The sequence below is a fragment of the Kitasatospora griseola genome (assembly GCF_014648555.1).
Classification (GTDB): Bacteria; Actinomycetota; Actinomycetes; order Streptomycetales; family Streptomycetaceae; genus Kitasatospora; species Kitasatospora griseola.
Genome location: NZ_BMRI01000001.1, coordinates 349,437 through 362,849, shown reverse-complemented (window position 1 = coordinate 362,849; position 13,413 = coordinate 349,437). Strand labels below are relative to the sequence as shown.

The 13,413-nt window shown below is 72.6% G+C and carries 13 protein-coding genes and 1 pseudogene; 6 read left to right on the top strand and 8 right to left on the bottom strand.

Features of this window, described 5'->3' with window-relative positions; genetic code table 11:
* A partial coding sequence (locus IEZ12_RS01630) for a pyridoxal-phosphate dependent enzyme (protein WP_229847140.1) occupies nt 1-781 on the top strand: 781 nt, incomplete at its 5' end.
* Here IEZ12_RS01630 and IEZ12_RS01625 read toward each other — a convergent pair.
* Together IEZ12_RS01625 and IEZ12_RS01620 are read right to left on the bottom strand one after the other, a co-directional pair.
* Entirely contained in the window at nt 768-2,390 is a 1,623-nt protein-coding gene (locus tag IEZ12_RS01625; protein ID WP_189270397.1) for an LCP family protein, read from the bottom strand. The two genes, IEZ12_RS01630 and IEZ12_RS01625, sit on opposite strands and share 14 nt — an antisense overlap.
* 228 nt (nt 2,391-2,618) lie before the next feature.
* Nucleotides 2,619-3,083 carry a MarR family winged helix-turn-helix transcriptional regulator gene (locus tag IEZ12_RS01620; RefSeq protein WP_229847139.1) on the bottom strand — a complete coding sequence of 155 codons (465 nt, stop codon included), beginning with the start codon at nt 3,081-3,083 and terminating at the stop codon, nt 2,619-2,621.
* A 94-nt stretch (nt 3,084-3,177) separates the two neighbouring features.
* Between IEZ12_RS01620 and IEZ12_RS01615 the strand changes: the two genes are divergently transcribed.
* On the top strand, nt 3,178-4,197 hold the full coding sequence (locus tag IEZ12_RS01615) for an NADP-dependent oxidoreductase (protein ID WP_189270396.1): 1,020 nt from the start codon (nt 3,178-3,180) through the stop codon (nt 4,195-4,197).
* Nucleotides 4,198-4,488: 291 nt separating this feature from the next.
* Complete coding sequence (locus tag IEZ12_RS01610; protein WP_043913838.1) at nt 4,489-4,983, top strand: DUF3145 domain-containing protein; 495 nt, start codon at nt 4,489-4,491, stop codon at nt 4,981-4,983.
* Between the two features lie 67 nt (nt 4,984-5,050).
* On the opposite strand, the gene fabF is transcribed toward IEZ12_RS01610, so the two are convergent.
* The 5 genes from fabF to IEZ12_RS01585 all read right to left on the bottom strand — a co-directional run bounded on the left by fabF (nt 5,051) and on the right by IEZ12_RS01585 (nt 10,024).
* Nucleotides 5,051-6,319, bottom strand: a complete 1,269-nt coding sequence (fabF, locus tag IEZ12_RS01605; RefSeq protein WP_043913836.1) for a beta-ketoacyl-ACP synthase II — start codon at nt 6,317-6,319, stop codon at nt 5,051-5,053.
* A 129-nt stretch (nt 6,320-6,448) separates the two neighbouring features.
* Nucleotides 6,449-6,691 carry an acyl carrier protein gene (locus IEZ12_RS01600; protein WP_043913834.1) on the bottom strand — a complete coding sequence of 81 codons (243 nt, stop codon included), beginning with the start codon at nt 6,689-6,691 and terminating at the stop codon, nt 6,449-6,451.
* Between the two features lie 82 nt (nt 6,692-6,773).
* Entirely contained in the window at nt 6,774-7,802 is a 1,029-nt protein-coding gene (locus IEZ12_RS01595) for a beta-ketoacyl-ACP synthase III (protein ID WP_189270395.1), read from the bottom strand.
* Nucleotides 7,799-8,737 (bottom strand): ACP S-malonyltransferase, encoded by a 939-nt coding sequence (locus IEZ12_RS01590; RefSeq protein WP_043913829.1) that lies wholly within the window; start codon nt 8,735-8,737, stop codon nt 7,799-7,801. The genes IEZ12_RS01595 and IEZ12_RS01590 overlap by 4 nt, the downstream gene beginning before the upstream one ends.
* A 90-nt stretch (nt 8,738-8,827) precedes the next feature.
* The gene (locus IEZ12_RS01585) at nt 8,828-10,024 is read right to left on the bottom strand and encodes a PucR family transcriptional regulator (protein ID WP_043913828.1); all 1,197 of its coding nucleotides are present in this window, start codon (nt 10,022-10,024) and stop codon (nt 8,828-8,830) included.
* A gap of 247 nt (nt 10,025-10,271) precedes the next feature.
* On the opposite strand from IEZ12_RS01585, the gene IEZ12_RS01580 reads away from it, so the two are divergent.
* On the top strand, nt 10,272-11,096 hold the full coding sequence (locus tag IEZ12_RS01580) for a pirin family protein (RefSeq protein WP_229847138.1): 825 nt from the start codon (nt 10,272-10,274) through the stop codon (nt 11,094-11,096).
* 12 nt (nt 11,097-11,108) lie between these two features.
* Here IEZ12_RS01580 and IEZ12_RS01575 read toward each other — a convergent pair whose 3' ends face one another.
* Nucleotides 11,109-11,936, bottom strand: coding sequence for a serine hydrolase domain-containing protein (locus IEZ12_RS01575; RefSeq protein ID WP_189270394.1), 828 nt, complete (start codon nt 11,934-11,936; stop codon nt 11,109-11,111).
* 114 nt (nt 11,937-12,050) lie between these two features.
* Between IEZ12_RS01575 and IEZ12_RS01570 the strand changes: the two genes are divergently transcribed.
* Nucleotides 12,051-12,563, top strand: a complete 513-nt coding sequence (locus IEZ12_RS01570; protein WP_189270393.1) for a MerR family transcriptional regulator — start codon at nt 12,051-12,053, stop codon at nt 12,561-12,563.
* Nucleotides 12,560-13,413, top strand: a pseudogene (locus IEZ12_RS01565) (aldo/keto reductase); the annotation flags it as partial. The gene IEZ12_RS01570 and the pseudogene IEZ12_RS01565, both read left to right, overlap by 4 nt.

Below are 13,413 nucleotides of genomic sequence, written 5' to 3'. Positions count from 1 at the left end.
CGGCGGGGCGTACTCCACGCATGTGCGGGCGGTGGCGGCGGCGGCGCGGGCGCTCGGGTTGGAGAGCGTCGGGGTGATCCGCGGGGCCGAGCTGGCCGGGATGCCGCGGAACTGGTCGCTGGCCCGGGCCGAACGGGACGGGATGGCGCTGGAGTTCGTCGAACGCTCGGTCTACCGCGAGATCGCCTCCGGGCGGCAGGAGCGGCGCGCCGGGCACTTCGTCCTGCCCGAGGGCGGGTCGAACGCGGCGGCGGTGCGCGGGGCCGCGGTGGTCGCCGAGGAGCTGGCGGCGCAGTTGCCGGACCTGGGCGCCCGGGACGTGGTGTGCTGCGCGGTCGGCACCGGCGGGACGGTGGCCGGGATCGCCGCCGGCCTGCCGTCGGGTGCGCAGGCGCTCGGCGTGGCGGTGCTGCGCGGCGAGGGCTACCTGGAGCGGGAGGTGGCGGCGCTCCAACTCGCCGCGTACGGGCAGGAGTCCGACAACTGGCGGCTGGCGCACGACTGGCACGGCGGCGGGTACGGCCGGGTGCCGGAGGAGTTGGAACGGTTCGCGGCCCGGTTCGAGAGCCGGCACGGCGTCCCGGTGGAGCGGCGGTACGTGGCGAAGGCCCTGTCCGCGGTGTACGGCCTGGCCCGGGCGGGCGAGTTGACGGACTGTCGGGTCACCCTCGTGGTGACGGGCGTTCCGGACCCGGACCCGGACCTGGAGGCGGCCCCGGCCGCACCCCCGTTCGCGGGAGGGCGGCCGGAGCGGGGCCGGTCCGGGGTCAGCCGAAGCTGAGGTCGCTGCAGAGGTCGCTGTCGGCGGGGCGGGTGTTCTCCGTGATGCCGCTCGGGATGTCGGACGGGATGGCGGTGCCCGCGGAGGACCCGGAGTCGGGGGCGCCGAGGGCGTCGGTGCCGGCCCGGTCCTGGCCGAGGGTCAGGACGATGGCGTCGCTCTTCGGGACGGCGCGGAGTTCCGCGCCGGGGTAGAGCTGGGCCAGACGATCGGCGGCGGGGCGCAGGTCGAGCGGGTACTCGATCAGCGTGGTGCTCCGGGCGGGGGTGTTCTGGCCGATGGTGATGTCCCGGTAGCCGTTGCTGCGCAGCGCGAGCGCCGTCCGTCCGGCCAGCCCGGCGGACTTGCCGGCGTTGTGGACCACGATCGGCACGTCCAGGTTCGCGCTGTCGGAGCCGCCGCTCGCGGACGGCCCGCCGGACGCGCCACTCGACGGGGAGGCGGACGCACCGGCGGAGGGGCTTCCGGACGCACCCGCGGACGGGCTGCCCGACGGACCGCCCGACGGGCTGCCCGACAGACCGCCCGAGGGCCCGGCGGACGGGGACGGGTTCGCGAGGTCGCCGGTGAGCCGCCCGTCCAGGGTGCGGTCCTGGCGGATCAGGTTCCACAGGATGTCGGCGTCGGGCTGTACGACGGCGACCCGGGCGCCCTGGAAGCGCCAGGGCAGGGTGACGAACTGGATGTCGGCGAGCTTGATGTCCTTCAGCGACTGGGCGAACTCGGCGAGCTTGTACGGCGAGCCGAGGTCGGGGTCCACGGTGAGCGACTTGGTGGCGGCGTCGGCCAGCGGCAGCAGGGTGGTGAGGTCGAAGCCCTCGCCCTGCACCTTCTTGATCAGCGAGGACATGAACGCCTGCTGACGGCGCATCCGGCCGATGTCGGAGCTGTCGCCGAGGCCGTGCCGGGCGCGGACGTAGTCGACGGCCTGCTGCCCGGCGACGGTTTGGCGGCCCTTGGTCAGGTGAATGCCGTAGGAGTCGACGTCGTTGGGGACGCAGACGTCCACGCCGCCGACGGCCTGGGTGATGGAGGAGAAGCCCTTGAAGTCGACGACCAGGGTGTGGTCCACCCGCAGGCCGGTCAGCTCCTCCACGGTGTTCTGTGTGCAGGCGGGGTTGCCGTTCTTGAACTCGCCGATGGTGAACGCCGAGTTGAACATCTGGTTGGCCCGGGCGGTGGTCCACCGGCCGTCCGCGAGCCGGCACGGCGGGATGGTGACCAGGGTGTCCCGGGGGATCGACACGCCGACGGCGTGTTTGTGATCGGCGTAGACGTGCAGCAGGATCGCGGTGTCGGAGTGGCCGACGCCCTCGTCGCCGCCGCCGAGGTCGCTGTTGCCGTCGCTCCGGGTGTCGGAGCCGAGCAGCAGCACGTTGACGGGGTGGCCGCCGGTGGGCGCGGGAGGCCCGGCCGGCGGGCGACTGGACGCGATGCCTTCCGGGGCGAAGGTCGTGATGTTGTGGTCGAGCCGCTGGTAGTACCAGGTGCCGAGTCCTGCGGCGACGACCACCAGAACGGCGGCGGTCGCTCCGAGCCCCTGGGCTATTCGGCGGCCTCTTCGGCCGCGGGGCGGGGCCGCGGCAGGACTCTGGGTGGCGTCGGTCATCGGTCCGGAATCTCTCTGCGCGCAACGGGAACTGGTGCCCGAGGGCAGGCACTTGCCGCCTCCGCGGCACTGCGGAGGGGGTGTTCGTCACCACTTAGACGGCGCGGCGACGGGAATGGTTACACGCGAACCATCATTTCCGAGAGATTTTTCGAACCTCGAACCGGGGTGCCTCCGAACCGTCCGACCGGCGGCCCGACCGGCGGCCCGGAGGATGGTTCGGCGGGGTCAGCCGCGGGCCGAGGAGTCGAGCATCCGCCGCAGCAGGTCCCGCAGTTGGGCCCGCTCGGAGGCTTTCAGCGCGGCCAGCGGCTCGCGGGCGAAGTTCAGCGATTCGCGGAGCTCGGACGAGGCGGACAGCCCCGTGTCGGTGGCGACCACCAGCTTCACCCGGCGGTCCTGCGGGTCGGACTCGCGGGTGACGAAACCGCGGCCCTCCAGCCGGTCGACGATGCCGGTGACGTTGGACGGCTCGCAGGAGAGGGTCTGTGCGATGTGCCGCATCGGCATCGGGCCGCGGCGCAGCAGCGCCAGCACCTTGGCCTGCGCGCCGGTCAGCGAGCGGGCGGCGGCGGCCTCCTCGTACTCGCGGTGGAAGAGTCCGACCAGGCGCGCCATGAGGTCGACGACCTCCACGGTGATCGGGTCGGCGGTCGGGACCGATGCCTGCTCCATGACCTGCTCCTTCTCCATGGTGTCGAGTCTAGCTGAACAGTTGACAACATGAACCTTTCATCCACAGGATTACTTTAGTCAGTGAACGTTTCAGGTTGATGAGGAGTGTGTGATGGCAGAGCAGGACCTTCCCGCCACCGGCCGTGAGTGGCACCTGGCCGCCCGCCCGCAGGGCTGGCCGGTGGCGAGCGACTTCGCGCTGGTCGAGGCCCCCGTCCGGCAGCCCGGCCCGGGCGAGATCACCGTGCGCAACGCCTACCTGTCCGTCGACCCCTACATGCGCGCACGGATGAACGACGTGAAGTCCTACGCGCCGCCGTACGCGCTCGGCGCGCCGATGGACGGCGGCGCGGTCGGCCACGTGGTCGCCAGCAATGCGGAGGGCTTCCGGGTCGGCGACGCGGTGCAGCACTGGCTCGGCTGGCGCGAGTACGCCACCCTGGACGCCGCGCACGCCGTCAAGGTCGACCCCGAACTCGCCCCGCTCTCCGCCTACCTGGGCGTGCTCGGCATGCCCGGGCTCACCGCGTACGCCGGACTGCTGGAGGTCGCCTCGTTCCGCGAGGGCGACACCGTGTTCGTCTCCGGCGCGGCCGGCGCCGTCGGTTCGACGGTCGGCCAGATCGCCCGGCTCAAGGGGGCGAAGCGGGTGATCGGTTCGGCCGGCTCCGCCGAGAAGGTCGCCACCCTGGTCGACGAGTACGGTTTCGACGCCGCCTTCAACTACAAGGACGGCCCGGTCGCGGAGCTGCTCGACCGGGCCGCCCCCGACGGCATCGACGTCTACTTCGACAACGTCGGCGGCGAGCACCTGGAGGCCGCGATCGGCGCCCTGCGGGTGCACGGCCGGGTCACCCTGTGCGGGGCCATCGCCCAGTACAACGACACCTCCGCCCCGGCCGCGCCGCGCAACCTGGTGCTGGCCATCGGAAAGCGGCTGCGCCTGCAGGGCATGCTGGCCGGCGACCACGCCGCGCTGCGCGACCGGTTCGTCGAGGAGGTCGGCGGCTGGCTGCGGGACGGCTCGCTGCGCTACGACGAGACCGTGGTCGAGGGCGTGGAGAACACCGCGGAGGCCTTCCTCGGCATGCTGCGCGGCGCCAACATCGGAAAGATGGTCGTCCAGGTCTGAGGATCCGACGATGTGACGGTATGTCGACTGACGCATCGTCAACCCGCCCCCGCCGGAAGCGCGATCCGGTGGGGGCGCGCGTTTAGGTCCGTTCGGGGGAGGTGGGCGCTGTGGGGGTAGACCTCCCGGGGGAACCGACTAGCATGGGGTGAAAGCTTGTCCGTTTTGCTCGATTTGATGACCTAATGTCGAATAAGTTGAGCGTCACGGGGTAGCCACTCGTCAGTACCTACCGGCGACGGCGCGAGGCAGCTGGGGAAGGCGACCCTCGTCCACAGCCAGGAGGTCCCGGTGACGACACGTGGTGTGCTCTACATCCACTCCGCGCCACGCGCGCTGTGCCCGCACGTCGAGTGGGCGGTGGCAGGCGTCCTCGGCGTGCGGGTCAACCTCGACTGGATCCGGCAGCCCGCCGCGCCCGGCCACTGGCGGTCCGAGCTCTCCTGGCAGGGAGAGCCCGGCACCGCCTCCAAGCTCGCCTCCGCGCTGCGCGGTTGGCAGTTGATGCGCTACGAGGTGACCAGCGAGCCCTGCGCCACGGCCGAGGGCGAGCGGTACTCCTCCACGCCCGGCCTCGGCATCTTCCACGCCGTCACCGGCATCCACGGCGACATCCTGGTCCCCGAGGACCGGCTGCGGGCCGTGCTGCTGCGCTCCCGCAGCGAGGGCAGCGACCTGGAGGCGGAGATCGGCCGTCTGCTCGGCAAGCCGTGGGACGACGAGTTGGAGCCGTTCCGGTACGCGGGGGAGGGCGCGCCGGTCAGGTGGCTGCACCAGGTGGTGTGACGGGGACGGGACCGGCCCGGCACTCGCTGGGAGTGCCGGGCCGGTCGCGCAGTGCCGCGCGCGGGTGTCAGACGGTGCGGAAGGCCAGCACCACGTTGTGGCCGCCGAAGCCGAAGGAGTTGTTGAGGGCGGCGATCCGGCCCTCGACCGGGAGCTTGCGGGGCTCGTCGCGGACGATGTCGGCGTCGATGTCGTCGTCCAGCTCGACCACGTTGATGGTCGGCGGGGCGATCCGGTGGTGCAGGGCGAGGACGGTGGCGACCGTCTCGATGCCGCCGGCGCCGCCGAGCAGGTGGCCGGTCATCGACTTGGTGGCGGAGATCGCCACGTGCTCCAGGTGCTCGCCGAGTTCGCGGCTCAGCGCCTTGATCTCCGCGGTGTCACCCTGCGGGGTGGAGGTGGCGTGCGCGTTGACGTGCACGACCTCGGCCTTGTCCAGCTCGTTGCGGTCGAACAGGTCGGCGATGGCGCGGGACACGCCGGCGCCGGTCGGCTCCGGCTGCGCGATGTGGTGGGCGTCCGAGGACAGGCCCTGGCCGATCGCCTCGCAGTACACGCGGGCGCCGCGGGCGGCGGCGTGCTCGGCGGACTCCAGCACCACGACACCGGCGCCCTCGCCGAGGACGAAGCCGTCACGGGCCTTGTCGTACGGGCGGGAGGCGTGCTCGGGGTCGTCGTTGTTCTTGGACATCGCCATCATGTTGGAGAAGGCGACGATGGGCAGCGGGTGGACCGCCGCCTCGGTGCCGCCGGCCACCACGACGTCGGCGCGGCCGCTGCGGATCATCTCGATCGCGTAGCCGATCGCCTCGGCGCCGGAGGCACAGGCGGAGACGGGGGTGTGCACGCCGGCCCGGGCGCCGACCTCCAGGCCGACGTTGGCGGCCGGGGAGTTGGGCATCAGCATCGGGACGGTGTGCGGGGAGACCTTGCGGACGCCCTGCTGCTTGAGCACGTCGTACTGGTCGAGCAGGGTGGTGACGCCGCCGATGCCGGAGGCGATGACCGTGCCCAGGCGCTCGGGGGCCAGCTCGTTGGTGTCGGCGGTGGCCGGGCCCTCGAAGCCGGCGTCCTTCCAGGCCTCACGGGCGGCGATCAGCGCGAACTGGGCCGAGCGGTCCAGCTTGCGGGCCACCGGGCGGGGCAGGATCTCGGACGGCTCGACGGCGACCTTGGCGGCGATCCGGACGGGCAGCTCGGCAGCCCACTCCTCGGTGAGGGCGTGGACCCCGGACCGGCCGGCCAGCAGGCCCTCCCAGAATGTGGCGGCGTCGCCGCCCAGCGGCGTGAAGGCGCCGATACCCGTGACGACCACGGTGCGGTTTTCAGCAGTCACTGGTTTCTTCTTCTCTCACGTTGAGCATCGAGCGGAGGGCCGGACGGGCCGGAGGGCCGGAACGAGCCGGAGGAAAGGGGGACGGCCGGGGCGCGACGGGCGCGCCCCGACCGGCAGCCTGACGGCTGGTCAGACGTTGGCGACGATGAAGTTCACCGCGTCGCCGACGGTCTTCAGGTTCTTGACCTCGTCGTCCGGGATCTTCGCGCCGAAGCGCTCCTCGGCGGCGACGACGACCTCGACCATGGACAGCGAGTCGACGTCCAGGTCGTCGGTGAAGGACTTGTCGAGCGCGACGTCCTCGACCGGAATGCCGGCGATCTCGTTCACGATCTCGGCAAGGCCTTCGAGAACCTCGGTCTGGGTAGCCATATCGGCTGCTCCTCTTCGTGTTGACGCGTGCGGTCAGGCGGACCGCCGCGGGTTTTCTTGGGGTGGTGCGGAGAAAAAACGCCTAGGGGAGAGTAACGACTGCTGCGGCGTAGACCAGTCCGGCCCCGAAGCCGATGATCAGCGCGAGGTCGCCGCTCTTGGCCTGGCCGCGCTCCAGCATCCGCTCCATGGCGAGCGGAATGGACGCGGCGGAGGTGTTGCCGGTCTCGACGATGTCGCGGGCCACCGGGATCTCGGCGGGCAGCTTCAGCGTCTTGATCATGGCGTCGATGATGCGCATGTTGGCCTGGTGCGGGATGAACGCGCCGAGCTGGTCGGCGGTGATCCCGGCGGCGTCCAGCGCCTGCTGGGCGACCTTCGCCATGTCGTACACCGCCCAGCGGAAGACCGTCTGGCCCTCCATCCGCAGCGCGGGCCACTTGATCTCCTCGCCCGCGCCGTTGACGGCGTCCGGCTTGGCGAAGGCGGTGTCCCAGGCCCGGGTCTGCGAGATCACGTCGGCCTGCGAGCCGTCCGCACCCCAGATCACCTTGCCGATGCCGGGCGTGTCGGACGGGCCGACGATCGCCGCGCCCGCGCCGTCGCCGAAGATGAACGCGGTCGAGCGGTCCGACTTGTCGGTCAGGTCGGAGAGCCGCTCCACGCCGATCACCAGCACGTACTCGGCGCTGCCGCCGCGCACCATGCCGTCGGCCAGGCTCAGACCGTAGCCGAAGCCCGCGCAGGCGGCGGAGATGTCGAACGCGGGGGCGGTGCCGCAGCCGAGCCGCTGAGCGATCTCGGTGGCGATCGCCGGGGTCTGCTTCAGGTGCGAGACGGTGGCGACGATGACGCCGCCGATCTGCGCCGGATCGATCCCGGACATCGCGATGGCCTTGGCGGCCGCCTGCACCGACATCTCGGCGACGGTCTCCTCCGGACCGGCCCAGCGGCGCTCCGCGATGCCGGACCGGGAGCGGATCCACTCGTCCGAGGAGTCGATCCAGTTCAGCACCTCGGCGTTCGGGATCACCCGGGTCGGGCGGTAGCCGCCGACACCGTGGATGCGCGAGAACTGGGCGCCGGTGACCGGCTTGATGGTGGCACTCATGCGGACTTCTCCTGGCTGCCGTGCTCGGCCACGAGCTCGCGGGCCCGGTCGAGATCGGCGGGGGACTTCAGGGCCAGCGTCGCGACGCCCTTGACGTTCCGCTTGACCAGATTGGTGAGGGTACCGGCGGGCGACAGCTCGATCACGGCGGTCGCGCCCAGCTGCTGCAGGGTCTCCATGCACAGGTCCCAGCGGACCGGGTTGGACACCTGCGCGACCAGACGGGCCAGCACCTCGGCGCCGTCGCCGACCACCTCGCCGTCCCTGTTGGACACGTACGCCACCGTCGGGTCGGCCACGGTCAGCGTCGGCGCCAGCTTCTCCAGCCGGGCCACGCCCGGGGCCATGTGCTCGGTGTGGAACGCGCCCGCGACCTTCAGCGGGATCAGCCGCGCGCCGGCCGGCGGGTCCGCCTTCAGCGCGGCCAGCTGCTCCAGCGTGCCGGCCGCGACGATCTGCCCGCCGCCGTTGTTGTTCGCCGGGGTGACCCCGTGCGCGGCGAGCTTCTCGGCGACCGCCTCGGGGTCGCCGCCGAGCACCGCCGTCATGCCGGTCGCGGTGGCCGCGGCGGCCTCCGCCATGCCGAGGCTGCGCTCGCGGACGAAGGCCAGCGCGTCCTGCTCGGACAGCACTCCGGCCAGCGCGGCGGAGGTGATCTCGCCCACGCTGTGGCCGGCCAGCGCGCCGACGGACGCCGAAACGCCCTGCGGCAGCAGCGCCTGAGCGGTCACCAGGCCGGCGGCCACCAGCAGCGGCTGGGCCACCGCGGTGTCCTTGATCTCCTCCTCGGAGGCCTCGGTTCCGGCGTGCACCAGGTCGAGACCGGCCACCTCCGACCACTGGCGCAGCCGGTCGGCGACGCCGTCCAGTTCGAGCCAGGGGTTGAGGAAGCCGGGAGTCTGGGCACCCTGTCCAGGGGCGACGATAACGAGCACGGTTCAACCCTCTCTCGCCGGACGCCGTGGGGCGGGTAGGCGACGATGACGAAGAAAAGCACGTCGGATTGTGGATTCCCTACAGTTCGATCAGCCCTGATCAGGCCCGGAACCGAGACGCCCCAGGGCAAGGGCGATGCGCAGGGTGAACGCCGAACGCACGTCCGACGGAGCATAGCCGGTGACATCAGTCACACGACGCAGCCGGTAGCGGACGGTGTTCGGGTGGACGAAGAGCATCCGGGCGGCCCCCTCCAGGGAGGACGCCTGTTCCAGATAGACACTCAGCGTCTCCAGGAGTGCCGAACCGGCCTCCTCCAGAGGTGTGTAGATCTCCTCCACCAGCTGACGGCGCGCCACCTCGTCGCCCGCCAGGGCGCGTTCCGGCAGCAGGTCGTCGGCCAGCACCGGGCGCGGCGCGTCCGGCCACGCCGCGCACGCCTTCAGGCCCTGCGCGGCGGCGTGCGCCGAGCGGGTCGCCGACAGCAGGTCGCCGACCGTCGGGCCGACCACCACCGGGCCCGGCGCGAACTGGCCGATCAGCGCCCGCGCGGCGTGCACCGGCTCCTTGTCGCCGCCGACCACCACCACCAGGCGGCGGCCCAGCACCCCGGTCAGCACGTGCAGCTTGGCGTACCGGGCGGCGCGCCGGATGGCCTCGACCACCAGCTCGCTGTCGCCGTCCGGGGCGCTGCCCATCACCACCCGCACCTGGCTCGGCTGGCCCCAGCCCAGCGCCGCCGCCCGGGACAGCACGCCCTCGTCGGCGTCCCCGGACAGCAGCGAGTTCACCACCAGCGCCTCCAGCCGGGCGTCCCACGCGCCGCGCGCCTCCGCGGCCTGCGCGTACACCTGGGCGGTGGCGAAGGCGATCTCCCGGGCGTAGACCAGCACCGACTCGCGCATGCCCGCCTCGTCGCCGGGCGCGGCCACCTCCTCGATGGCCTCCTCCATCACCTCGATCGTGGTGCGGATCAGCTCCACCGTCTGCCGCAGCGTGATCGCCCGGGTCAACTCCCGGGGCGCGGTGCCGAACACGTCGGTGGAGATCGCCTGCGGCGCCTCCGGATGCCGGTACCACTCGGTGAACGCCGCGATGCCCGCCTGCGCGACCAGGCCGATCCACGACCGGTGCTCCGGCGGCATCCGCCGGTACCAGGCCAGTTGATCGTCCATCCGGGCGATCGCCGCGGACGCCAGCTTGCCCGCCGACTTCTCCAGCCGCTTCAGCGTCGCCGCCCGCAACTCGGCCCGGTCCGCCGCGAGCCGGCGCTCCTCGGCGGTCATCCGGCCGCGGCCGGGCACCGCGGCGGCACGGGCCGGCTGCGCCGGACGTCTGGCGGACCTCTTCTCCGGGCCCCGGTCGGCGGGCCGCTCCGCGGCGGGGGGCTCGCCGGACGTCCGGTCGGATGCTTTGTCGGGTTTCGCTGAAGCGGATGGCACGGCACTAGCCTGCCTCACGTGGACGGGTGCTCGTGCACACCCCGCGCCGAGAAGACCGGTGGCACCGGTCACACCGGCTACCGTGGTGCCCGTGAGCGTGGATTCCTCGGCCCGGGACGGGCACCCCTTCGAAACCTCCGAACCCGCCTCCGCGGCCGGACGGAAGGACCGCGGACGCGCCGATCTGCGCCGCACCGGCGAGCGCTACCTGTCGGAACCCGCCGAAGGCGTCACCACCAGGCACGCGTTCTCCTTCGCCGGCCACTACGACCCGAAGAACACCTCGTTCGGCGCACTGCTCGCCTGCAACGAGGAGACCCTCGCCCCCGGCTCCGGGTACGACGCCCACCGGCACACCGACACCGAGATCGTCACCTGGGTGGTCGACGGAGCACTCGCCCACCGCGACGACGCGGGCCACGCGAGCGTGGTCCGGCCCGGCATGGTCCAGGTCCAGTCCGCGGGGGCGGGCATCACCCACACCGAACGCAACCTCGGCGGGGCGACGGAGCCGGTGACGTTCCTCCAGATGTGGCTCCAGCCCGACCGGTTCGGCGTCGAGCCGGGCTTCGGCATCCGTTCCGTCCCGGCCGCGGACGGACTGACCCTGCTGGCCTCGGGACGCCCCTCGGACGACGCGCTGCGACTTCGGCGCGCCGACGCGGCCCTCTGGCTGGTCCGGGCCGGCGCGTGGGCGGCGCTGCCCGAACTCCCCGCCGCCCCCTACCGCTACGTGCACGTCGTCGCGGGCTCGGTCGGCTATCGGACCGTCCCCGGCCCGCAGGGCGGCGGGCGCTCGGCGGGCGCCGGCGACGCGATCCGGATCACGGGAGACGCGTTCGCGGACCCGACGGCGGGCGAGAGCGGCGTCGAGCTGCTGCTGTGGGAGATGCACTCGCCGTTGCAGTTCGGCTGAGCGCCCGCCCGCCTAGATCTCGGCGAGGACCGCGTCGCTGAGCTGCGGCCACACCTCCGCCGCCCACGGCCCGAAGTCGCGGTCGGTGAGGGCGAGGCAGGCGAGGTCCGCGGTGGGGTCGACCCAGAGGAAGGTGCCGGACTGGCCGAAGTGGCCGAAGGTGGCGGGGGAGTTGGCGGTGCCGGTCCAGTGCGGGGTCTTGTGGTCGCGGATCTCGAAGCCGAGGCCCCAGTCGTTGGGGCGGCGGTGGCCGAAGCCGGGCAGGACGCCGTTGGTGCCGGGGAAGGCGACCTCGCGGGTCGCGGTGTGCAGGGTGGCCGGGTCGAGCAGCTTGGGGGACTGGAGTTCGACTGCGAAGCGGGCGAGGTCGGCGGCGGTGGAGAGGCCGCCCGCGCCGGCGGGCGCGCGGTGGGCGGTGTTGATCAGGGTGGCGTGCATGCCGAGCGGCTGGAAGACGGCCTCGGCGGCGTACTGGGCGAACGGGATGCCGGAGGCGTGCTCCAGGGTGGCGGCGAGGACGTCGAAGCCGGCGTTGGAGTAGAGGCGGCGGTTGCCGGGGGCGGCCATCACGCGGTGCTCGTCGAAGGCCAGGCCGGAGGTGTGGGCCAGCAGATGGCGGACGGTGGAGCCGTCGGGGCCGGCCGGGTCGTCGAGCTCGAAGACGCCTTCCTCGACGGCGATCAGCACCGCGTAGGCGGTGAGCAGCTTGGTGACGGAGGCCAGCGGGAACAGGTGGTCCTGCGGTCCGTGCGCGCCGAGCAGGGCGCCGTCGCTTCCGCGTACGACCGCCGCCGCTGCGTTCGGTACCGGCCAGTCCTCGATCGTGCGCAAGCTCTGCATGGGCGGAACTCTAAACGACGGGTGGGGAGATCCGTTGTGCCAGGCTTGCTTGGAGTGCACTCCAACTGAGTAGCGTCGGAGTCGTCGTCGCCGAGACCGGGGGTCGAGTTCCAGATGGCAGCGTCGGAGCAGTGGAGTGATCGGCTGTCGGGGTGCGAGCGGGCGTTCGGCGCGCCGAGCGCGGCGCCCGACCGGACGCCACGGCACGGGATCAGCGAGGTGTCCGCGGCCAGCGGACTGTCGGCGCACACGCTGCGCTGGTACGAGCGGATCGGTCTGCTGGACCCGGTGGACCGCTCGCACGCGGGCCAGCGCCGGTACAGCGACGCGGACCTGGCCCGGCTGGCGTTCCTGACCAAGCTCCGGCTGACCGGGATGCCGGTGGCGGACATGGTCCGGTACGTCGAGCTGGTGCGGGACGGGGACGCCACCCGGGCGGAGCGCCGGCAGTTGCTGGTGGACCACCGGGCGGAGGTCCGGCAGCGGCTCGCGGACCTGCACGCCACGCTCGCCGTGATCGATCGGAAGATCGACCTCTACGGCGAGCCGCCCGCGGCCGGCCCGGACGGCGACGACACGACGGAGACCGCGGGGCATCGCCCGATCGAGGACAGGAAGAGCGCATGAGCAGCATCGAGACCACCCGGCTCGGCAGCAACGGCCCCGTCGTGGGCGTGCAGGGCCTGGGATGCATGGGGATGAGCGAGTTCTACGGGCCGACCGACACCGAGGAGGCGCTGGCCACCCTCGGCCGGGCGCTGGAGCTCGGGGTGACCCTGTTCGACACCGCCGACGTCTACGGTTCGGGCGCCAACGAGGAACTGATCGGCCCGTTCGTCCGGGCGCACCGCGACCAGGTGGTGCTGGCCACCAAGTTCGCCATCGAGCGGCGCGCCGACGACCCGGGCTACCGGGGCGTCAACAACGACCCGGCGTACATCCGGCAGGCCGTGGACGCCTCGCTGCGCCGGCTCGGCGTGGACGAGATCGACCTGTACTACATGCACCGGCGCGACCCCGGGGTGCCGCTGGCCGAGTCGGTCGGGGCGATGGCCGAGCTGGTCGCGGCCGGCAAGGTGAAGCACCTGGGCCTGTCCGAGGTGACCGGTCCGGAGCTGCGCGAGGCGTACGCGGTGCACCCGATCGCGGCGCTGCAGTCCGAGTGGTCGCTGTTCGCCCGGAGCCTGGAGCGCACCGCAGTGCCCGCGGCGGCCGAGCTGGGCGTGGCGCTGGTGCCGTACTCGCCGCTCGGCCGGGGCTTCTTGACCGGGGCGTTCGCCGACGCCGCGCAGCTGGGTTCGGACGACTTCCGGCGTTACCTGCCGCAGTTCACCGGCGAGAACGCGGCCGGGAACGCGGAGCTGGTCGCGCCGATCCGGAAGATCGCCGCCGAGCGCGGGGTGACGGCCGCCCAGGTCGCGCTGGCCTGGGTGCAGCAGCGGGCCGAGGTGCACGGCCTGACGGTGGTGCCGATCCC